Source organism: Parafrigoribacterium humi (assembly GCF_040227205.1).
Classification (GTDB): Bacteria; Actinomycetota; Actinomycetes; order Actinomycetales; family Microbacteriaceae; genus Parafrigoribacterium_A; species Parafrigoribacterium_A humi.
The window spans coordinates 230048-250781 of record NZ_JBELOA010000002.1 but is presented as its reverse complement, the minus strand read 5'-3'; the positions used below and the strand labels follow the sequence as shown (position 1 = coordinate 250781).

General features: G+C 67.1%; 18 protein-coding genes. 2 read left to right on the top strand and 16 right to left on the bottom strand.

The window, feature by feature from the left end; all coding sequences use genetic code 11:
* Positions 1 to 79: 79 nt before the first annotated feature.
* The 3 genes from dnaG to dusB all read right to left on the bottom strand — a co-directional run bounded on the left by dnaG (position 80) and on the right by dusB (position 4620).
* Positions 80 to 2011, bottom strand: coding sequence for a DNA primase (dnaG, locus tag ABUA28_RS05485; protein ID WP_349902939.1), 1932 nt, complete (start codon positions 2009 to 2011; stop codon positions 80 to 82).
* A gap of 199 nt (positions 2012 to 2210) precedes the next feature.
* The gene (locus tag ABUA28_RS05480; protein ID WP_349902938.1) at positions 2211 to 3473 is read right to left on the bottom strand and encodes a deoxyguanosinetriphosphate triphosphohydrolase; all 1263 of its coding nucleotides are present in this window, start codon (positions 3471 to 3473) and stop codon (positions 2211 to 2213) included.
* Positions 3463 to 4620: a tRNA dihydrouridine synthase DusB gene (gene dusB, locus ABUA28_RS05475; protein ID WP_349902937.1), complete on the bottom strand. Its 1158-nt coding sequence runs from the start codon at positions 4618 to 4620 to the stop codon at positions 3463 to 3465. The genes ABUA28_RS05480 and dusB overlap by 11 nt, the downstream gene beginning before the upstream one ends.
* Positions 4621 to 4724: 104 nt before the next feature.
* Here dusB and ABUA28_RS05470 point away from each other — a divergent pair, with 104 nt between their 5' ends.
* Positions 4725 to 5165, top strand: coding sequence for an aminoacyl-tRNA deacylase (locus tag ABUA28_RS05470; protein ID WP_349903284.1), 441 nt, complete (start codon positions 4725 to 4727; stop codon positions 5163 to 5165).
* A gap of 153 nt (positions 5166 to 5318) precedes the next feature.
* On the opposite strand, the gene ABUA28_RS05465 is transcribed toward ABUA28_RS05470, so the two are convergent.
* The 4 genes from ABUA28_RS05465 to ABUA28_RS05450 all read right to left on the bottom strand — a co-directional run bounded on the left by ABUA28_RS05465 (position 5319) and on the right by ABUA28_RS05450 (position 9974).
* On the bottom strand, positions 5319 to 5972 hold the full coding sequence (locus tag ABUA28_RS05465) for a DsbA family oxidoreductase (RefSeq protein ID WP_349902936.1): 654 nt from the start codon (positions 5970 to 5972) through the stop codon (positions 5319 to 5321).
* Positions 5969 to 7051, bottom strand: coding sequence for a hypothetical protein (locus tag ABUA28_RS05460; RefSeq protein WP_349902935.1), 1083 nt, complete (start codon positions 7049 to 7051; stop codon positions 5969 to 5971). Before ABUA28_RS05460 ends, ABUA28_RS05465 begins: the two co-directional genes overlap by 4 nt.
* A gap of 265 nt (positions 7052 to 7316) precedes the next feature.
* Entirely contained in the window at positions 7317 to 8705 is a 1389-nt protein-coding gene (locus tag ABUA28_RS05455) for a glycine--tRNA ligase (protein ID WP_349902934.1), read from the bottom strand.
* A gap of 198 nt (positions 8706 to 8903) precedes the next feature.
* On the bottom strand, positions 8904 to 9974 hold the full coding sequence (locus tag ABUA28_RS05450) for an aminotransferase class V-fold PLP-dependent enzyme (protein ID WP_349902933.1): 1071 nt from the start codon (positions 9972 to 9974) through the stop codon (positions 8904 to 8906).
* An 82-nt stretch (positions 9975 to 10056) separates the two neighbouring features.
* Between ABUA28_RS05450 and ABUA28_RS05445 the strand changes: the two genes are divergently transcribed.
* Positions 10057 to 11019: a LysR family transcriptional regulator gene (locus tag ABUA28_RS05445; RefSeq protein WP_349902932.1), complete on the top strand. Its 963-nt coding sequence runs from the start codon at positions 10057 to 10059 to the stop codon at positions 11017 to 11019.
* A gap of 73 nt (positions 11020 to 11092) precedes the next feature.
* Here the strand turns inward: ABUA28_RS05445 and ABUA28_RS05440 are convergent, their stop codons facing one another.
* From ABUA28_RS05440 to alr, 9 genes are all read right to left on the bottom strand, one after another.
* Positions 11093 to 12247 (bottom strand): cysteine desulfurase family protein, encoded by a 1155-nt coding sequence (locus tag ABUA28_RS05440; RefSeq protein WP_349902931.1) that lies wholly within the window; start codon positions 12245 to 12247, stop codon positions 11093 to 11095.
* Positions 12244 to 13131: a carboxylating nicotinate-nucleotide diphosphorylase gene (gene nadC, locus ABUA28_RS05435; RefSeq protein ID WP_349903283.1), complete on the bottom strand. Its 888-nt coding sequence runs from the start codon at positions 13129 to 13131 to the stop codon at positions 12244 to 12246. Before nadC ends, ABUA28_RS05440 begins: the two co-directional genes overlap by 4 nt.
* A gap of 8 nt (positions 13132 to 13139) precedes the next feature.
* A complete protein-coding gene (gene nadB, locus ABUA28_RS05430) occupies positions 13140 to 14660 on the bottom strand; it encodes an L-aspartate oxidase (RefSeq protein WP_349902930.1) in 1521 nt (506 codons plus the stop codon).
* Positions 14657 to 15928 carry a quinolinate synthase NadA gene (gene nadA, locus ABUA28_RS05425; protein WP_349902929.1) on the bottom strand — a complete coding sequence of 424 codons (1272 nt, stop codon included), beginning with the start codon at positions 15926 to 15928 and terminating at the stop codon, positions 14657 to 14659. The genes nadB and nadA overlap by 4 nt, the downstream gene beginning before the upstream one ends.
* The gene (locus tag ABUA28_RS05420; protein WP_349902928.1) at positions 15915 to 16682 is read right to left on the bottom strand and encodes an NUDIX hydrolase; all 768 of its coding nucleotides are present in this window, start codon (positions 16680 to 16682) and stop codon (positions 15915 to 15917) included. Before ABUA28_RS05420 ends, nadA begins: the two co-directional genes overlap by 14 nt.
* A gap of 216 nt (positions 16683 to 16898) precedes the next feature.
* A complete protein-coding gene (locus ABUA28_RS05415) occupies positions 16899 to 17702 on the bottom strand; it encodes an isoprenyl transferase (protein WP_349902927.1) in 804 nt (267 codons plus the stop codon).
* A 10-nt stretch (positions 17703 to 17712) separates the two neighbouring features.
* Positions 17713 to 18444 (bottom strand): DNA repair protein RecO, encoded by a 732-nt coding sequence (gene recO / locus ABUA28_RS05410; protein ID WP_349902926.1) that lies wholly within the window; start codon positions 18442 to 18444, stop codon positions 17713 to 17715.
* Positions 18445 to 18513: 69 nt separating this feature from the next.
* Positions 18514 to 19521 carry a D-alanine--D-alanine ligase family protein gene (locus ABUA28_RS05405; protein WP_349902925.1) on the bottom strand — a complete coding sequence of 336 codons (1008 nt, stop codon included), beginning with the start codon at positions 19519 to 19521 and terminating at the stop codon, positions 18514 to 18516.
* Positions 19518 to 20711: an alanine racemase gene (gene alr, locus ABUA28_RS05400; protein ID WP_349902924.1), complete on the bottom strand. Its 1194-nt coding sequence runs from the start codon at positions 20709 to 20711 to the stop codon at positions 19518 to 19520. Before alr ends, ABUA28_RS05405 begins: the two co-directional genes overlap by 4 nt.
* Positions 20712 to 20734: the final 23 nt, after the last annotated feature.

Genomic DNA, 20734 nt, shown 5'->3' with positions numbered 1-20734 from the left:
ACATCTCGCGGAAAAATAGTGCATGTGCGTCGCTTTGCGCGCGCAGATCCACCATCTGGAGTGCCCGGACTGACCGGCGTCACTCCGAGCGCAGGGCGCGGCGTTCGGTCTCGATACGGACCAGCTCACGCTGGATCTCGCGGTACCGCTCGGCGTCGGCCACGGCATCCGTTCGCTGCAGGCGCCCGAGCATCTCCGCCTTTCGCCGAAGGAGGTCCCTGCTGATCAGGTCGGTCGTGACGCCCTGGCAGTAGATCTCGAGCTCGCGGCCGTCACGCTCAGGCAGCGGCGCGACGCCGAGTTCCTTCACGAGGGTCGCGAATGGGCCGGGCACCTCGGAGATCACGCGGTCAAGCCAGCCCGCACTGTCAACGACCTCCATGCTCGCGACGATCGCGTCGCGGACAACGGCGAGCGATGGATTCGCATATGCGACCTGGCCAGCACGGTCGATGAGTTCGCGCCCCACGGCTGCGGGTTGCTGCAGGATGGCCATGGTGGCGTCCCGCTCCAGGCGCGTCACCGGATCGGTCGGCAACTGCATGAGAGACGGGCCGGCTTCGTGGACCGCCTCGGCCTCGGGCGCGCCATCGCGGGCCCAGGACTGCTCGGTGGTGAAGTGCTCCGGCACCTGGCGCTCACCTTGACTGCCGCGCCTTCCCTGCCCTGCCTGCGCCGAGGACCTCGCGGCGGAGACCGCCCGCGACACCTCTGCCGGATCCATGCCGAGCCATCCGGCGAGGTTGCGTACGTAGCCGACGTTCAACGCCTGGTCGCGGATGCCCGCAACCACGGGAGCAGCCGCGCGCAGCGCCGCCACCCTGCCCTCCACTGTGTCGAGATCGTGGTCCGCGAGAAGCCGCCGCACCATGAACTCGAACATCGGCCGCTTGCTCCTGATCAGGCGGCGAACCGCGTCGTCTCCGCGGTGGAGCCTGAGGTCGCAGGGGTCAAGCCCGTCGGGGGCAACGGCCACGAAGGTCTGCGCGGCAAAGCGCTGCTCCTCGCTGAAGGCGCGGCTCGCGGCCTTCTGGCCCGCGGCATCCGGGTCGAAGGTGAAGACGACCTCGCCTGTGCCGGTCGTGTCCGAGTTGGCCACGTCGCCGAGCACGCGGCGGATCACCTTGATGTGGTCCACGCCGAACGCGGTGCCGCAGGTGGCGACCGCGGTGGTGACGCCGGCGAGATGGCAGGCCATGACATCCGTGTAGCCCTCGACCACGACCGCCTGGCGGCCGCGGGAGATGTCACGCTTGGCGAGATCGAGCCCGTAGAGCACCTGCGACTTGTGATAGATCGCGGTCTCCGGGGTGTTGAGATACTTCGGGCCCTTGTCGTCGTCGAGGAGCCTACGCGCCCCGAAGCCGAGGGTCTGCCCGGTGACGTCGCGGATCGGCCAGATGAGCCGACCGCGGAAGCGATCGTACGGACCGCGATCGCCCTCGCCCGTGAGGCCCGCGGCGAGCAGCTCCGCATCAGTGAAGCCGAGGGCACGCAGGTGCTTGCTGAGCGCGTCGTAGCTCTTCGGCGCGAAGCCGATGCCGAAGCGTTTCGCCGCGGACGGATCGAAACCGCGCTCCCCCAGGAAGACGCGACCGGGCTCTGCATCGGGCGTCGCGAGCTGGGCGACGAAGAACTCGGCCGCGGCCTGGTTCGCGGCCAGGAGCCTCGCCCGATTGCCGTGGTCCGCATTGGCCTGGCCGCCATCTTCGTAGTGGAGCTCGAAGCCGATGCGAGCGGCCATCCGCTCAACGGCCTCCGTGAAGGTCATGTGGTCCATCTTCTGCAGGAAGCTGAACACATCGCCGTCTTCTCCACATCCGAAGCAGTGGTACCTGCCCACCTGGGGTCGCACGTGAAAACTCGGGCTTCGCTCGTCGTGGAACGGACAGAGCCCCTTCATGGACCCGACGCCCGCGCCCTTGAGCGTGACGTAGTCCCCGACGATGTCGACGATGTTGACACGCGCCCGCACCTCATCGATGTCGCTTCTGCGAATGAGTCCGGGCATGCTCCGATTCTAGGTTGCCAGGCCCCGCCGCCTCCGTCTGTGCACACCCTCCGGCCGGTCCAGCGCATGCTTTCGGAAATTCAGGACTTTGGTTGCCTGCTGGGCACGGAAGGCCCGACGTCACCGCGGCCGGAGAGTGGGCACCCCGCCACTGTCCTGAATTTCCGAAAGCGCGAGCAGACCGAACGGCAGGCGGGGGTCAGCCGAGCAGTCGGGTGTGCCATGCGATCGCAGACTGGTCCGTCAGGCTCGCGACCTGATCGACGACCGCGCGCTTGCGACCCGCATCCGTCGTTGCCTCGTGCCAGTCCTGCGCAAAACCGGGGTCGAGGGCATCCGGGCCGCGATCGAGCAGCACGTCCGCAAGCCCGGTGAGGATGTCCCTCTGGTTTGCGTAGATCGGCTGGCGGGTGTTCCGCGACATCACGAAGGCCGCGACGATGCCCTTGAGCACCGCGATCTCGGCCCTGATCTCCTGCGGCACCACGATGTGGGCCCCGAAGCGGATGAATGGCCCGCCCTCGTATGTCGCCCGCGTCGCTTCCACCGCGGCACCCGCGAATCGCCCGATGAGCTGGCTGGTCAGGTTCTTCAACCTGCCCTGCGACTGCCTGGTACCGTCCCATTCGTCGATCCAGACCCTGAGCGAGTCGAGCCGGTCGAACGCCGCGATCAATTCATCGTGGCTCAGCTCGCCACCGATCCAGTCGAACATCGAGTCGACCAGTTCGCCGTGGTCGACCCGCGCGCCGAGCGAAGCGACGCTGATGTATCCCGTGGCGATCGCGTCCTCGAAGTCGTGCACCGAATAGGCGATGTCGTCGGAGAGGTCCATCACCTGTGCCTCGATGCACAACGTGCGGTCGGGCGCGCCATCGCGCAGCCACCGGAACGCATCGATATCGTCTTCGTAGAAGCCGAACTTCGCGCGTCCGCTCGGATCGCCGACCGCAGAGCGCGCCGGCCACGGATACTTGCAGCTCGCGTCCAGGCTCGCCCTCGTGAGGTTGAGCCCGTAGGGGCGGCCATCGTCGCCGAAGACCTTCGGCTCGATCCTGGTGAGAAGACGTAGGGTCTGCGCGTTGCCCTCGAATCCGCCGATGTCCGACGCCCAGGCACTGAGCGCGCGTTCCCCGTTGTGACCGAAGGGTGGATGCCCGAGGTCGTGGGCGAGGCAGGCGGTGTCCACGACATCCGGGTCGAGTCCCAACCGCGTGGCCAGCTCGCGGCCCACCTGCGCGACCTCGAGCGAGTGGGTCAGCCGGTTGCGGGCGAAGTCGAACCCGGCGGTGGGACTGAGCACCTGAGTCTTCGCGGCAAGCCGGCGCAGGGCGCTGGAATGCAGCAGCCTCGCGCGATCGCGCGCAAAATCACTCCGTCTGCTGGAATGCTCCTCGGGGAACCATCTGGCAACGTCGCGCTCGTCGTAACCCGACGGCACGACGTCGAAGTCAGCCTCCACTGCTGTCGATCTCTGCGTCGGCCAATTCGACGCGATGGACGTCGCCGAGCTCGTGGCTGTCGAGCCAGTGCTCCGGCAGTGCAGGACGCTTGGGGGTGCCCGCACGCCCGCGCGGCCCCTCCGCCGCCTCGCCCGGATATTCCTGCGACCAGTCGAGTTGCCCGAGAAGGTCGTCCATCTGCTGCAGGCTCTCGACCGTGGCGAGGCTCGCGCGCAGGTCACCACCGACCGGATAGCCCTTGAAATACCACGACACGTGCTTGCGGATGTCTCGGCAGGCCCTGTCTTCGTCACCGTCGAAGAACTCGACGAGCAGCTCGGTGTGCCTCCGGAGGGTCGCGGCGACGGTGCCGAGGCTCGGACGGGCGATATCGGTCTCGCCACGGAACGCAGCGGCAAGGTCACCGAACAGCCATGGGCGCCCGAGGCAACCGCGCCCGACGACGACCCCGTCGCATCCGGTCTCCTCCATCATCCGCACCCCGTCGGCGCCGGACCAGATGTCGCCGTTGCCGAGTACCGGGACGCTCGTGATCGTCTCCTTGAGCTTCGCGATCGCCGACCAGTCCGAGTGGCCGCTGTAGAACTCGGACGCAGTGCGAGCGTGTAGTGCGATCGCGGAGACGCCCGCGCCCTCGGCGGCCTTAGCGGCCTCGAGGTAGGTGAGGTGATCGGAGTCGATGCCCTTGCGCATCTTGATCGTGAGCGGGAGCGGACCCGCGGCCTGCACCGCTCGCTCGACGATCTCGCGGAACAGCCCGAGCTTCCACGGGAGCGCAGCGCCGCCACCCTTGCGCGTAACCTTGGGGACGGGGCATCCGAAGTTCAGGTCGATGTGGTCGGCGCGGTCCTCCGCGACCAGCATCGTCACCGCCTCGGCCACGGTCTTCGGGTCGACCCCATAGAGCTGGATGCTCCGCGTCGTCTCAGACTCGTGATGGCCGATGAGACGCATGGAGATCGCCGTGCGCTCGACCAGGGCGCGGCTCGTGATCATCTCGCTGACGTAGAGGCCCGCGCCGAATTCCCGGCACAGCCGCCGATAGGCCGTGTTCGTGATCCCCGCCATGGGCGCCAGGACGACCGGGACGCTGAGCGGAATCGGTCCGATCTGTAGTCTGGAGTCGGTGGCGGTAATCGGTGTCACTTGTTGATTCTCCCAGAAAGTGACGGTGTTCCGTGTCGGATGCTCCCCGCCAGGCCGAGTCCTCCGCGGCGTCCGGGTCTTCTGGGCTCTTCGGACACGAACGCATGCTCGCCGATGCGGCGGCACGCGGTATCGAGGTGTCGGTCGTCGCCAGGCCTGCCGCCGAATCGCTCGAGGCCGCAGCGGCGCTTCTTGGCATCACGCCAGGGGACATCGCGAAGTCGCTCGTGGTGAAGCGTCACGATGGGACCTTCCTGTTCGCCATCGTGCCGGGCGACAGGCAGATCTCGTGGTCGAAGCTGCGCGCTGTGGTCGGCGTGAACAGGCTCCAACTGCCGTCCGCAGACCTCGCACTCGAGGCCACGGGTTACGAACGCGGTACGATCACGCCGCTGGGGAGCAGCACGGCGTGGCCGGTCTTCGTCGACTCCAGGCTCTCCGGGAGGATCGCGATGGGCGCGGGCGAGCAGGGCTACAGCGCGTTCATGGATGCCCAGGCGTTTGTCGCCGGGGCGGGTGCGACCGTCGCGGACATCAGCGACTGAGCGCTCGGGTCGGGCTACTTTCGGCGGGCCGCCCTTCGGCGGGCTGCACTTCGGCGGGCTGCACCAAAGCACCCGGGATCAGGCAGGCGTCACCCCCACAGGCTGCCGCAGCCGGGTCGCCGACCATCGTGAACGGAGCCGTGGTCGCATCCGTCACTGTGCCGCCACCCTTTCGTCGCGTACCTGGGTGAGCACGCTGGTGAAAGTATCGGCTTCCTGTGCGCCGGAGACACCATACTTGCCGTCGATGACGAAGAACGGAACACCCTGGATGCCGTATTCGCTGGCCTGGGCGACATCCGCCTTCACGTCCGCGAGGTACTCGTTCGACTCGAGGGCGCGCACCACGTCTGCGCGGTCGAGTCCGATCTCGGCCGCAAGATCTGCGAGCTCCTCGACGCGCCCCACGTGGCGGCCATCGATGAAGTACGCCTTGAGCAGGCGCTCCTTCATGTCGAGCTGACGACCATGGGCCTTCGCGTAGTGGATGAGTTCGTGCGCCTTCACCGTGTTGGTCTGGTGCATGTGGTCATAGTCGTAGTCGAGGCCGACGCTCGCGGCGATGCTCGATACGCGCGCGATCATCTGCTGCGCCTGGTCGAGCGGAACTCCCTTGTGGCGGCTGAGGTAGTCGACCGGGGTTCCGTCGAAGTCGACGGGGGTGTCTGGGGCCAGCTCGAACGAGTGGTATTCGATCTCTACCTCGCCGTCGAACGCCTTTGCGCCCGCCTCGAACTTGCGTTTGCCGATGTAGCACCAGGGGCACTGCACGTCTGACCAGATGTCTACTTTGATGGGCTCGCTCACGCTGGGTAGAACGCGCCTCGGGCCGAACTATTCCCAACTTCCGGTGCCGCCGCGCCCTCAGCCCTGCTGCCGTCTCCCCTCCCACCCGGTTTCCGCCGCGACGTGGGTTTCGGAAATTCAGGACTTCGGCGCGATCTCCTTCGCCGTCGCAGCGCAGCTCCGGGGATCTTCGGCGGAACACAGGTCCCGCGTCCTGAATTTTCGAGGAGTGGCGCGCGCACGTGCATCGAGATCGCGGTCTCGATCGCCAGGATGACCGCATCCCACTCGTAGAACACCATTCGGGCGGTCGGCCTGAACGAGTAGAACTTCTCGATGGTGATGTTCGCATCCTTGTGCCGGTCACGCTCGAAACGAGTCAGGTGGAACTTCTCGCCGTCGACCTCGACAGCGACGCAGCCGTCGACTAGGAGATCGATCTGTTCCTCGGTCTTGAGCGTCACCTGGCTGACGACCATGTGTCCGCGTAATCGCACCCTCGTACGCGAAAGGCTTTCGGGCAGAGAATCGCACAGGAGATCCACCCAGAATCGGATGCACTGAAAGTCCTGAGGCAGCCGGCGAATAAGTGCCTCGAAGCTGTATTCGTCGAGTACACCAGTTCTCAGCGCCCAGTCGAGCGCGGCCACCGCTGTTTCAAGGTCCTCGTCGAGGATGACGCGGTACAACGCGTCGCTCAGCCCGACAGATGCTGCGGTCCCTCGCTCGCTCAGTTCTGCAGCATCCCAATGCAATACCACTCCGCCCGGGGCAGCCACAGTCAATCGAACGTGGCGGTTGTGCTGCGACCGCAAACGAGCCGCGTTGTCTCGGACCGAGACGTGCAGGGGGTGATCCCCCAAGACCCACCCACCGGCCTCGATGATCGCCGAGATTCCCGTCAGCCTCCCGCCGACGCGCACGGCGCGCACGCGCGGATCACTGGCTGGCAGCGTGGTATACCAGCCCTGTCTGGCCCTGCTCACCTCTCCACTTCTCACCGCCCTCGTCAGATCCAGGTCGCGCGCACCCCGAGCGACCAGCTGCTGCTTCTGGGCGAAACCGCCCAGAGAATCCACGATCTCAGCGATGTTCGGCACGGTGACAGTGTTGCCACCCCGCCCGACGCCGTGTCGCTGTCGAGACAGACTGTGGACTTCACCCCGGAATCCGACCCTGTGCAGGACGCCTCAAGGCTCGCACTTTCGGAAATTCAGGACAATGGCGCGCGAGAGATCGTCGTTCTCCCGTAACAGCGCGGCGCGCTTGCAGCAATGGTGGCCAAAGTCCTGAATTTCCGAAAGCAGTGGGCGATCTTGGGTAACGACAACCGGGGATGCGCGTGGCCGCGCGCCGTCTGAGGAATCAGGCGCCGAGCAGTTGCTCCGCGAGATAACCGCGGACGCGGTCGAGCGAGACGCGCTCCTGCGCCATGCTGTCGCGCTCGCGCACCGTGACAGCATTGTCTTCGAGGGTGTCGAAGTCGACCGTGATCGCGAACGGCGTGCCGATTTCGTCCTGCCTGCGATAGCGGCGGCCGATGGCTCCCGCATCGTCGAAGTCGATGTTCCAGTACGTGCGGAGGTCCGCCGCGAGAGCCTTCGCAACCGGCGAGAGCTGCTCGTTACGCGAGAGCGGAAGCACAGCCACCTTGACGGGCGCCAGCCTGCGATCGAGGCGCAACACCGTGCGCTTGTCGACCCCGCCTTTCGTGTTGGGCGCCTCATCCTCGTGGTACGCGTCCACCAGGAACGCCATGAGTGCGCGCGTCAGGCCGAACGCCGGCTCGATCACATACGGGATCCAGCGCTCGTTCTTGGCCTGGTCGAAGTATGACAGGTCCGCGCCGGATGCCTCGGAGTGCGTCTTCAGGTCGAAGTCAGTGCGGTTCGCGACGCCCATCAGCTCTCCCCACTCGCTGCCGGCGAAACGGAAGCGGTACTCGACATCCACGGTGCGCTTCGAGTAGTGGCTGAGCTTCTCCTTGGGATGCTCGTACAGCCGCAGGTTCTCGGGGTTCACGCCGAGATCGGTGTACCACTTGAGGGACGCGTCGATCCAGTACTGGTGCCATTCTTCGTCGGTGCCCGGCTCGACGAAGAATTCCATCTCCATCTGCTCGAACTCGCGCGTGCGGAAGATGAAGTTGCCCGGCGTGATCTCGTTACGGAAACTCTTGCCGATCTGTGCAATGCCGAACGGCGGCTTCATCCGCGAGGCACCGAGCACGTTGGCAAAATTGACGAAGATTCCCTGTGCGGTCTCGGGACGGAGGTAGTTCAGCCCCTCCTCGTTGTCGACAGGGCCGAGATAGGTCTTGAGCAGGCCGGAGAAGTTCTGCGGCTCCGTCCACGCGCCGGGTTGCCCTGTGTCAGGGTCCTTGATGTCCGCGAGGCCGTTGACCGGCGGATGCCCGTGCTTCTCCTCGTAGGCCTCGAGCAGGTGATCGGCACGGTAGCGCTTGTGCGTGTGCAGGGACTCGACCAGCGGATCCGTGAACACCTCGACGTGACCGGAGGCCTCCCACACCTTGCGCGGCAGGATCACCGAGGAATCAAGCCCGACGATGTCTTCGCGGCCCTGCACCATGAACTGCCACCACTGGCGCTTGATGTTCTCTTTGAGAGCGGTGCCGAGAGGCCCGTAATCCCACGCGGAGCGCGAGCCGCCATAGATCTCACCGGCCTGGAACACGAACCCACGCCGCTTGGCGAGGTTGATGACGGGATCGAGCGATGACGGTGTGCCTGCCACAGAAACTCCAAAGGTCAGCCGCGCTGGGTGCACGGTCGAAAGGTAGACCCCCAGCCTATCTGCGGTGCACCCTTCGGAATTTCAGGACAACGGTCTCACTCGGCCGCGCTGAGGACCTTTCTCGCCCTGGAAGATGACCACAGTCCTGAATTTCCGAAAACAACCCGGGAGAGGGGCGGAGGGGCGGCGACGAGTGCCTCAGCGGAGGGCGGCCATGACGGCCGCGACGTCCGACTCGTCGTTCCAGAGGTGGAAGGATGCGCGGAGCCTGCCGGCGCGACCGGAGACCCGGATGCCGGCGGCATTCAGCTTGTGCAGGTCGGTGCCGTCGACATCCGGCCAGGTCACGATCGCCTGGTGCTGCTCCGGGACCCCGAGCGCATCGCACAGCAGGTCGCCGAGCCCGCTCGTGCGCGCCCAGACCTCGGCGATGTCGAGCTCGGAGAACATCTTGATCGCGGGTTCGGCACCAACCCACGCGGGCCACGCAGGCGACACGTCGAAACGTCGCGCGGTTGCAGCAAGTTTCATGTTCGGCGCGTAGCAGGAGCCCCACACGTCCTCACCGGCGTACCACCCCGCCTGAAGCGGCCTCATGAGCTCCTGGAAGCGCTCGCTCACGGTCATGAACGCGACACCCCTCGGGCTGCACAGCCATTTGTACGCGTGGCATACCGTGACGTCGAATAGCGATGCATTCACCGGATGAACCCCGGCAGACTGGGTGAAGTCGCACAGGGTATGGGTGCCGTGCACGGCCGCGGCGGCCGCGATCGCGGGCAGGTCCGCCAGTTCCCCCGACGACGACTGGGCGTGCGAGAACGCGACGAGCCAGGTGTCGTCGGTGATGGCGTCCGCAAGCTCGGATACGGCGACGTAGCGGATGCGAACACCCCACTGCAGGAACGGGAACACGATCGACGAGAACTCGCCATTCACGCACAGCACCTCGGCCCCGTCAGGAACCGCCGCTGCGACGAGGCTCGCCATGACCGAGGTCTGCGAGCCGGTGGCCACACGCTCCGGCGAGACGCCGACGAGCGCTGCGTAGTAGCCGCGCGTGCGCTCGAGGACAGCGTCGTAGTCCATGGGGTCACGGTTGGCTGAAGACCAGAGGTCGAGATCGTGCTTCTGGGCGGCGATCGAGGCGGCGGTGGGCAGGCCGATCGATGCGACGGCGAGGAAGCCTCGTGGTGCTTCAAAACTGTCGATAGCCCGCTGCAGTGAGGGAGATATGGCACGGCTTGTGGCCGAGAGTGCGGTAGTCATCTCTCCAGCATGGCCCCGGCTTACACATGCGACAAGGGCATCCTTTGCATACGATCCATAACTCTGAATTATGCTTTTGAGTATGAACCACGACAGTGACGTCGACCTCGATCTGCACTCCATTCGCATCGTGCGAGCTATCGCCGAAACCGGCACCATCACCGGCGCCGCACGAGCGCTCGGCTACAGCCAGCCCGCGATCAGCCAGCACCTGCAACGCGCAGAGACGAGGCTCTCGCTCCCCCTCGTCACGAGGGTCGGCAGATCGGTGCGGCTGACTGAGGCCGGACAGGTTCTTGCGCGACACGCGCTCACGATCACCTCGGCGCTGGATGCGGCATCCGGCGACCTCGCAGATCTCGCCGGCCTGCGCACCGGCACCGTTCGCCTCGCGGCCTTCCCCACGGCGTCCTCGACGATCGTGCCCAGGCTCTTTGCCTCGATGGCGAAGACGCACCCCGGCATCCAGCTCAGCTACCTCGAGACGGAACCTCCGGAGGCCGTCGGCCTGCTTCGAGATGGCAGCGTCGACCTTGCCGTGACCTTCAGCTACCTGCACGACCGTGCCGATCCGCACCGTGAGAGCGCGAACGGCCTGGGGGTCGAGACGCTCTTCACCGAAGAGATGGTGGTGGTCATCCCTGCAGATCATCCGCTGGCGGAGCTGCCCGTTGTCGACGTCGAAGCCCTGCGGGACGAGCGATGGATCGCCGGATGTCCGCGCTGCCGCGGTCACCTGATGGCCGTGTGCCAGGTGGCCGGATTCGAGCCCACGATCAGTTACGAAACCGACAACGCGAGTGCGGTGCTCAACATTGTGGCCAACGGCCTTGGCGTTGCCATGCTGCCTCGACTCGCCCTCGCGACGACCGCGATACCCGCAGGAGCGGTGACCCGCCCGCACACCCCGAAGAGCACGCGCAGCGTTCACGTCGTGAGCAACCAGGGTGCGGAGCGCGTGCCGAGCATCGCCGCGACCCTCGCGAGGCTGCGCACGCTTGACGGCGCGGACTGGGGACTCACGGCAGCCACGCGTTCACGGTAGCGCAGCACGACGGTGCGGTGCGGATAGGAGAGACGGCCGGCATGCAGCCAGAGTACCGAGACGGTTCGGCGCCTCAGCCGCGACTGGCAGCACCGACGGCGCGCACCGCGAGCACGGCCTCACGCAGGCTCTCGGCCACCTCGTGCAATTGTTCAGCCGTGGTTGTGGCATCGAAGCTGAAGCGCACGGCCGTCTGCGCGACCGCGGGCTCGAACCCCATTGCGATGAGCACGTGAGACGGGTCGTCCCTGCCCGCCGCACAGGCCGATCCACTCGAGCAGACTATGTCGTGCTGCTCCAGCTGCAGCAGCACGGCCTCGCCGCTCGTGCCGGGGAAGCAGAATGACGCGTTGCCGGGAAGCCGCTGCGTGCGGTGTCCCGTGAGAACGGCATCCGGCACAGTAGCAAGCACCTCGTCGATGAACGCGTCTCGGATGCTCGCGAGACCAGCCGCATCCGCCTCACGAACGCGCTCGCCCAGCACGAGTGCCGCCGCGAGCCCCACTGCGCCGGCCACGTTCTCCGTGCCGGACCTGCGACCGCGCTCCTGCCCCCCGCCGTGCAGCACCGCCTCGATCGGCACCGCCCCGCGAAGGAACAGCGCACCGACGCCCTTGGGGGCGCCGAGCTTGTGCCCTGAAATGCTGAGCGCATCGACGCCGAGTGCCGAGACATCCAGCGGCAGCGCACCGGCGGCCTGCACGGCGTCGCTGTGCATCCGCGCTCCGGCCCCGCGCGCGACCTCCGCGATGCGCGCGATCGGCTGGATCGTGCCGACCTCGTTGTTCGCGTACATGACCGAGACCAGTGTCGTATCGGCGCGGATGACGGACTCCAGTTCCACCGGATCGACGAGCCCCTCGCGATCGACGCTGAGCATCGTCACCTCGAAGCCGTGATGGCGCTCGAGGTAGGCGCAAGACTCGAGCACCGCCTCGTGCTCGATCGGCGTGGTGATGATGTGTCGACCGCGCGGGGAGGCAAGCGCCATCCCCTTGATCGCGAGATTGTCTGACTCGGTTCCGCCCGAGGTGAAGATGACCTCGGACGCCCGGCAGCCCAGCCATTTCGCCACGGTCGAGCGGGCCGCGGCCAGCGCATTCGCCGCGGACTCGCCGAGCGGATGATGACTCGACGGATTGCCGAACTCCCCGGTGAGGTAGGGCCACATGGCCTCGATCACCTCGCGCCGAATGGCGGTGGTCGCCGCGGAGTCGAGGTAGATCATGGCCGTGTCGCCTCGCTGTCGTCTGTCTCGATGCCGTCCAGCCGCACGTCGAGCCCGAAATCGAGCGCACGAACGCTGTGGGTGAGGGCGCCGACAGAGATGATGTCGACACCTGTCTCCGCGATGGCGCGGATGGTGTCGAGGGTGACGTTGCCGCTGGCCTCGACGAGTGCGCGCCCGGCGACGAGTGCCACTCCCTCTCGGAGTTCGTCGAGGGAGAAATTGTCGAGCATGATGGTGTCGATTCCGGCGGAGATCACCGGTTCGATCTGGTCGATCCGATCGACCTCGACCTCGAAATGGGTCGTGTGTGAAAGGCGGGCGCGCGCGTCCCGTAGTGCCCCGGTGAGGTCCTGGCCGCCCGCGACGAGCACCGCGAGATGGTTGTCCTTGGCGAGAACGGCATCGGAGAGCGAGAAGCGATGGTTGTGACCGCCACCGCTGCGCACGGCATGGCGCTCGAGCGCGCGAAGGCCGGGCGTGGTCTTGCGGGTGTCCACCACGCGAGCCGCGGTGCCCCGCACCTCCGCGACGTAGCGGCCGGTGAGGGTGGCGATTCCGCTCATCCGCTGCACCAGGTTCAGTGCCACACGTTCCGCGCGCAGAATCGAGCGCGCGTTACCCGTCACTGTGCCCAGCGTCGCGCCCGTCTCGAAGATCTCGCCGTCAGCTCGCGTGAGAGAGATCGAGAGTGCGGGGTCGACAGCAGTCATCGTTGCGGCGAACACCGTGCCGCCGCTGAACACGCCCGGCTCGCGCGCGGAGAGAACTGCGGTAGCGGTCGCGTCCGCGGGGATCAGGAGCTCGCTCGTCACGTCGCCCCACGGAGCGTCTTCGGCCAGGGCGGGCTCGACGACGGCGCGAATGGCCTGCGGTGTCAGCATGGTGTTTGTCAGCATGGAACAGTGACCTTTCGTGCCCAGGACACGTGACGCTCCTGCGCGGGGTCGGGTGCGGGAAAGTCGGATCGAAAGTGGGCTCCGCGCGACTCGTGACGCGCGCGGGCGGCCGCGACGACGACGCGGGCGATGTCGAGCAGGTTGCCGGTCTCGTGATCGCCGACAGAGGCGGATGCTGCGCTCCAGCCCGCGAGCCTGTCCGCGGCAGCGCCCAGTTCGGCTTCGTTGCGGTACAGGCCAGCCGCACTCCACATGAGTGACTGCAGCTCGCCGCGCCGCACAGGAACCGTGACATCCGCGTGTGGCATGGGGACATCACGCACGGTCTCCGCGTCCACCACGAGTTCCTGCCTCGGCTCATCGAGGGCGCGCACGCTTCGCGCGGCGAACACGAGGGACTCGAGGAGCGAATTGGAGGCGAGACGATTCGCGCCGTGCACGCCCGTGTTGGCGACCTCGCCGACGGCGACGAGGCCGGGCAGCGAGGTGCGCCCCCATTCGTCCGTGCGCACGCCGCCCATCCAGTAGTGCGCCGCGGGCGTCACGGGAACGGGCTCTGTGGTCCAGTCGAAGCCGTGCGCCTCGCACGCCCGGGTGATGCCGGGGAAGCGCTCGCGCAGCACCTCGGCACCGAGTCCCGTCGCGTCGAGGTGCACAGGGGATCCGCCCTGCGCGGCCATCGCGGCCGCTATGCCCCTGGCGACGACGTCCCGGGGCGCGAGTTCGGCATCCGGATGCACGTCTGTCATGAAGCGGCGCCCGGCGTCATCGAGAAGCACGGCACCCTCGCCGCGTACGGCTTCGGAGACGAGGAAGTTGCCTGGCACGGCGAGCGAGGTGGGGTGGAACTGGTAGAACTCGACGTCGCCGAGCACTGCCCCGGCGCGAAGGGCTGCGGCAATACCGTCCCCGGTCGCGACGAGTGGATTGGTGGTGTGCGAGTACAGCTGCCCGGCTCCCCCGCTCGCGAGCATCACGACGTCCGCGGACAGGATGCGCGTGGCGCCGAGCGAATCGAGCACCTCGACGCCCGTGACGCGTCCCTCGGAGACGACGAGATCCGTGACGAAGCTGTGCTCCAGGGTCGCGATGCGCCCCGCATCGATGCGCGAAGCCAGCGCCGCCTCGATCGCCGCGCCCGTGGCATCTCCCCCCGCGTGCAGCACCCGAGCGCGCGAGTGGGCGGCCTCTCGTCCGCTTGCGAGTCTGTCGCCCTCGCGGTCGAACTCCACTCCGAGCCCGATGAGGTCGCGGATGCGATCCGGACCCTCCTCACAGAGAATCTGCACCATCCGCGGATCGGCGAGACCCGCGCTCGCGCGAAGGGTGTCTGCGCCGTGCTCCTCGGCGCTGTCGCTCGGGAACATCGCGGCGGCGATGCCACCCTGCGCGTAGCGGGTGTTGCTCTCGGTGAGCTCCGCCTTGGTCACGAGGGTCACCTCGTGGGTGCGGCTCGCCTCGATCGCGGCGATGAGCCCCGCGATTCCCGTGCCGACGATGATGACGTGGCTCATGGGCGTGCGGCCAGCATCCTCTCCAGGGCGACCTTCGCGGTGGCTGCGACGTCTGCCGGAACCGAGATCTGGTTGATGACCTCTCCGCGCACGAGACCCTCCAGGATCCAGGCGAGGTAGCCGGGGTGGATGCGGTACATCGTCGAGCACGGGCAGACGACCGGGTCGAGGCAGAACACCGTGTGCTCCGGGTGCTCGTTCGCGAGCCGGTTCACCATGTTCACCTCGGTGCCGATCGCGAAGGTCGTGGGCTCCGTGGCCTCGGCGACCGCTCGGCGGATGTACTCGGTCGAGCCGGCCTCGTCGGCCGCGTCGACGACCGGCATGGGGCACTCCGGATGCACGATGACCCGCACGCCGGGGAACTCACGGCGGGCAAGCTCGATCTGGTCGACGCTGAAGCGCTTGTGCACGGAGCAGAAGCCATGCCACAGGATGACCTTCGCGTCCTCCAGGGTCGCGGTGTCGTTTCCGCCGAGAGGGCTGCGCGGGTTCCACATCGGCATCTCGTCGAGCGAGACCCCCATGGCCTTGGCTGTGTTGCGCCCGAGGTGCTGGTCGGGGAAGAACAGCACCCGCTGGCCGCGCTCGAAGGCCCAGGTCAGCACGGCCTGGGCGTTCGAGGAGGTGCAGACGATTCCGCCGTGTTCACCGCAGAAGCCCTTGAGCGCGGCGGAGGAGTTCATATAGGTGACCGGGATCACGGGGACCCGGCCATCGGCATCCGGTGCCGTTCCGTAGAGCTCCTCGAGCTGCTCCCAGCACTCGGTCACCGAGTCGATGTCCGCCATATCAGCCATCGAGCAGCCGGCCGCGAGGTTCGGCAGGATCACCGACTGGCCGTCCCGCGCGAGGATGTCGGCCGTCTCCGCCATGAAATTGACGCCACAGAAGACGATGGCTTCGGCATCCGGCACCGTCTGCGCCGCGTTGGCGAGCTGGAAGGAGTCTCCGACGAAATCCGCGTGCTGCACTACCTCGTCGCGCTGATAGTGATGGCCGAGCACGACGACCCTGGAGCCGAGCGTGCGTTTCGCCGCCCGGATGCGCTCGTGCAGTTCGTCGTTGGAGGCGCGCTGGTACTCGAACGGGAGCACCCCCTGGCGGGGCGCATCCGTGGGAATGATGTCACCCATGGATGCCCCGGGCCCGTAGCCGGGTTCGGGCAGTGCGTCGAACACCCACGGGCCGTCCGCGAGCTCTGGGGCGCAGGTGGACCCCTTGCCGGTGGCGCGGATGAACTGGATCGTTGCGTCAACTGATGACACGGGTACTCCCTAGTGTTTCTTCTTGTCCGGCTCTCTCACTGCCGAGCGGTCCATTGTCGACGAGTTCCATCGTCTCGTCGTAGCGGTAGAGGCGTGGGGGGCGGTGGCGTCCGCCGACAACGACATCGTCCGTGGGAACGAGGGTCTTGGAGGCGGCCACGAGCCGACGGAAATTGGCAGGGTCGAGCTGGCGCTGCAGCACGGCCTCGTGCACGATGCGCAGCTCGCTCAGCGTGAAGGTCTCGCCGAGGAAGGCGCGGGCGATGCGCGAGTACTCCATCTTGGTGCGCAGGCGCCAGAGCGCGTATTCCACGATGAGGTTGTGGTCGAACGCGAGCGACGGCAACTCGTCGGCGGGGAACCAGCGCACGTTGTCGCCCTCCGATGCCCGTTCGGCCTCCTCCTGGCGCACGAGCGCCCAGTAGACGATCGATACGACGCGGCGCCCGGGCGACCGGTCGACATCCCCGAAGGCATAGAGCTGCTCGAGGTAGGTCGGCGCGAGGGATGTCGTCTCGAGCAGGTTGCGGGCAGCGGCGTCGGCGAGGCTCTCCTCCGCCGTTGCCCAGCCCCCGGGCAGCGCCCAGAGCCGATCGAACGGGTCTCGGATGCGGCGCACGAGCGGGATCCACACGGTGCTGAGCCCGGTCTCCGGATGCGGGCGCAGGGCGAAGATCACGGTGGAGACGGCGAGGGAGATTCCCTGCCGGTCGTGCTGTGCCGCGTCCACAGTGCCCTTCTCAGTAAGAGTCATTCTGACTTGAACTGATTTTAGCACTTCGGGTCTCTATGACCTAAACAGTGTGTCGCTCACTGTCCGCCCGCACGGGCGCGCCCTTTCGGAAATTCAGGACTATGGCGCACTGCTCGTTCGACCAGAGCCGACAACACGGCTGAACATCCGGACACCACGAACCACAGTCCTGAATTTCCGAAAGGGACCGGATGTGCGGGGCGGGGCGGGGCGAGATCAGGCGGAGGGGGTGTCCACGGCACCGCCGAAGCGACGATTGCGGGACGCGTAGAGCTCGATCGCCTGCCAGAGCTGTTCGCGGCTGAAGTCCGGCCAGTAGGTGTCGAGGAACACCATCTCGGCGTACGCGCTCTGCCAGAGCATGAAGTTGCTCGTGCGCTGCTCCCCCGAGCTGCGCACGAACAGGTCGACGTCGGGCAGATCCGGTGTGTACAGGTGCCGCTGGATGGCCTTTTCGGTGATGCCGGACGGCTTCAGCCTGCCCGCCGCCACCTCCTCTGCCAGCGCGCGCACCGCATCCGCGATCTCTGTGCGCCCGCCATAGTTGACGCACATCGTGAGAGTGAGCACCGAGTTGTGGGCGGTGAGCCGTTCGGCGAACTGCAGTTCCTTGATGACGGATGCCCACAGGCGAGGCTTCCGCCCCGCCCAGCGCACCCGCACCCCCCAGTCGTTGAGCTGGTCGCGGCGGCGGTGCAGCACGTCACGGTTGAAGCCCATGAGGAACTTCACTTCCTCGGGCGAACGCTTCCAGTTCTCGGTGGAGAACGCGTAGACGCTGAGATGTTTCACGCCCGCCTGGATCGCACCCGCGACGACATCGAGCAGGGCCGCCTCCCCCGCCCGGTGCCCCTCGATGCGGGTGAGACCGCGCGCGTTGGCCCAGCGGCCGTTGCCGTCCATGACGATTGCGACGTGCTCCGGCACCGAGCCGCGAGCGAACCTCGGCGGGTACAGGCCGGTCCAGTCGACGGGCCTGAAGTCGACCGCGTCCTTGTGGGTCTTGGCTACGGGGCTCATTGGTCCGGGTTCAGGCAATCGTTCGATCGACGTGCGAGAGCGAGCGAAGCCCGCGCTCGAGGTGGAACTGCGTATACGCCGCGACGACCCCGCTCGCCTGGCTGCGGTGGCGCTCCTCCGAGCCTTCCGCGCTGGCCCAGTCTCCGCTGAGCAGCGCGCCGAGGAGCGAGAGGGTAGCCGGGTCGAGGCGCGGCGACCCGGGAGGGGCCACCTCGTCGGCGACGACGCCTCCCATCTGCACCACGAACATCGTGTGCGGACCTGGGGCTCCCGTGACGGCACAGTCCACGAAACTCGGCGCCCATCCGGCGATCGACAGCGCGCGCAGCAGATAGGAATCGAGGGTCAGGGTCGACGGATGCTCGCGGCGAGCGAGCGAGCGCAGGGCACCCACCAGCAGGAGGTATTGCTGCAGGCTGCCGTCATCATCCGTGAGCTTGTCGGCCGTCTCGACCATGACGCTCGCGGCGGTGTAACTGCCGTAGTCGCTCGTGATCTCGGCCCCGTAGGAGCCGAGCGACTCGGCCTGGGTGATGATGTCGAGGCTTCGCCCCTCGTAGCACTGCACATCGGCGACCATGAAGGGCTCGAGCCTCGCACCGAACTTCGAGGCGGTGCGGCGAACCCCCTTCGCGACCGCGCGGATCTTGCCGTGCTGCCTGCTCAGCATGGTGACGATGCGGTCGGCCTCACCCAGCTTGTGGGTTCTGAGCACAACGGCTTCATCACGATAGAGCGGCACACCCCATTATCGGCTGCAAACCCGCACGGATGCCGTGACGACAGGCTGGAGGGACGGAACGCCGTCCGTTCAGGCGCGCCGTGGCCTCGCGATCAGTGCCCGATCGATGAGACGGTTGAGGAGTTCGGTGTACCCGACGCCGGAGGCCTGCCAGATGCTGGGGAACTGGCTGAGTGCCGTCATGCCCGGCATCGTGTTGACCTCGTTGATCGCCACGCTTCCGTCGGCGGAGAGGAAGAAGTCCACCCGGGCGAGACCCTCGCAGTCGAGGACGTGGAAGGCCGAGAGCGCGAGGCTCTCCAGTCTCGCGCGCAGCTCATCCGGGATCTTCGCGGGGATCTCGAACTCGTGCCCGCCGTCGGTGTACTTCGCCGCGTAGTCGAAGAAGGCGCTGCCCTGGGCAGTGAGAATGTGCAACGGCTCCCCCACGACGAGTTCGCCGTCTGTGCGCTGCAGCACACCGAGGTCGATCTCCTCGGCCACCATGAGGGGCTGAAGGAGAGCCGTGCTGTCGGCGGCGAGAGCGGTGTCGAGCGCGGCGTCCAGCTCTGCGGGACCGTTGACCCTGCTCACCCCGACGCTCGAGCCCGCACGGTTCGGCTTCACGAACAGGGGATAGCCGAGGCCCGCCGCGGCGTCCGCCGCGGTCTCCCGCGTGGCCGAAGTCACACCGATCGAGGTGACCGTCGGGAGCCCGGATGCGGCCAGAACCCTCTGGGCCATGAGCTTGTCCATCGCGAGGGCGCTCGAGAGCACCCCGCAGCCGACATAGGGAATGCCGACGAGTTCGAGGAGCCCCTGGACGGTGCCGTCTTCGCCGAGGCGTCCGTGGAGCACCGGCAGGACGACGTCGATGTTGCCGAGCTCAGGCAGCGTCGCACCGCCGGTCACCTCGTCATCGACGCCGTTGACCCGGTTCCACAGGCCATCGCGGCCGATCTTGAGCAAGACAACGTCGAAACGTGAGCGGTCGAGATTGGCGACGACCCCGTGGGCCGAGGAGCACGACACCTCGTGCTCGCTGTTCGCACCGCCGAAGACGATTCCTACCGTGGTCTTAGTCGCTTCGCTGGTCACAGTGCGTTCACATGCCTTCTCGAGATCCTGTTGCCGAGCCCGGTCAGGATCTCGTGAGAGAGCGTGCTGGCGAGCCTCGCCCATTCTGCCGCATCCGGCTCGCCGACGGCCGCATTGCCGAGCAGCACGACCTCGTCGCCGAGGGCCACGGGAGCGTCCCCGACGTCGACGGTGATCTGGTCCATCGAGATCGCACCCACCATGGGGTAGCGAACTCCCCCGATCATCACCTCGGCCAGGCCGCCGAGCAGTCTGGGAACGCCGTCCGCATAGCCGACAGGCAGCAGCGCGATGGTGGTCTCGCGCGGCGTGACGTAGCGGTGGTTGTAACCGACCCCCGTGCCCGCGGGAACCCGGCGCAGCTGGGTCACCCTCGTGATGAGCCTGAGTGCCGCCTCGAGGCCGTGGTCTTCCCCGTCGACGGTCTCTATGCCATACAGCGATGCGCCACAGCGCACCATGGTCAGCGCGGCCTCGGGGTGCGCGAGCGTGGCCGCCGAGTTCGCCAGATGCACGTCATCCGGGGTGAGCCCCGCAGATCGAGCAACGGTCACGCCATGCTCGAATGCGGCCGAGGCCTGCGCAATGCTGGCGGGCGACGGATCGGAGGCCAGGGCGAAGTGGGACCACACCCCGGTCACGCGCACGGTGCCCTCGGCCTCCGCGGCAGCCGCGGCCGCACACAGGTCGGCCCAGTCCGCACCGGTCGCACCGGCCCTCGCCATCCCCGTGTCGAGCTCGAGCTGCACGTCCGCGGTGACGCCGGTGCGTGCGGCAATCGCGGCGACCGCGCCGAGTGTCTGGATGTTCGCGCAGGAGAGGGTGACATACGCCGCAACCGCCGCAGCGAGATTGCACCACGGGTCGATGAGCCACACCAGGATCGGCGCGGTGATGCCAGACTGCCTGAGCTCCAGCGCTTCTTCGATCGTCGCGACGCCGAGCCATTCCGCCCCGGCCGCGATCACGGTGTGTGCGGTCTCGATTGCCCCGTGGCCGAAGGCCCCGGCTTTCACGACGGCCATGAACTTTGCGTCGTTCGTCGACCGAAGCCGCGCGAGATTGCGCACGATGGCGGCATGGTCGATGATGCTCTCTGCGAGCGGGCGGGACACGGCGTACTCATCCGCGGCGGCCGAGGCAGACGGGTCTGAAATGACGGTTGCAGAACCGGATTCGCTGCTCGTCATGCCTCGACGCTACTACGGAAGAT

What these genes read in the sequence shown, in the direction of transcription:
- ABUA28_RS05420 (WP_349902928.1), bottom strand. Translation starts at nt 16,682, where the DNA reads ATGACTCTTACTGAGAAGGGCACTGTGGACGCGGCACAGCACGACCGG.
- nadB (WP_349902930.1), bottom strand. Translation starts at nt 14,660, where the DNA reads ATGAGCCACGTCATCATCGTCGGCACGGGAATCGCGGGGCTCATCGCC.
- ABUA28_RS05415 (WP_349902927.1), bottom strand. Translation starts at nt 17,702, where the DNA reads ATGAGCCCCGTAGCCAAGACCCACAAGGACGCGGTCGACTTCAGGCCC.
- ABUA28_RS05445 (WP_349902932.1), top strand. Translation starts at nt 10,057, where the DNA reads ATGAACCACGACAGTGACGTCGACCTCGATCTGCACTCCATTCGCATC.
- alr (WP_349902924.1), bottom strand. Translation starts at nt 20,711, where the DNA reads ATGACGAGCAGCGAATCCGGTTCTGCAACCGTCATTTCAGACCCGTCT.
- dnaG (WP_349902939.1), bottom strand. Translation starts at nt 2,011, where the DNA reads ATGCCCGGACTCATTCGCAGAAGCGACATCGATGAGGTGCGGGCGCGT.
- nadC (WP_349903283.1), bottom strand. Translation starts at nt 13,131, where the DNA reads ATGCTGACACCGCAGGCCATTCGCGCCGTCGTCGAGCCCGCCCTGGCC.
- ABUA28_RS05450 (WP_349902933.1), bottom strand. Translation starts at nt 9,974, where the DNA reads ATGACTACCGCACTCTCGGCCACAAGCCGTGCCATATCTCCCTCACTG.
- ABUA28_RS05470 (WP_349903284.1), top strand. Translation starts at nt 4,725, where the DNA reads ATGCTCGCCGATGCGGCGGCACGCGGTATCGAGGTGTCGGTCGTCGCC.
- ABUA28_RS05440 (WP_349902931.1), bottom strand. Translation starts at nt 12,247, where the DNA reads ATGATCTACCTCGACTCCGCGGCGACCACCGCCATTCGGCGCGAGGTG.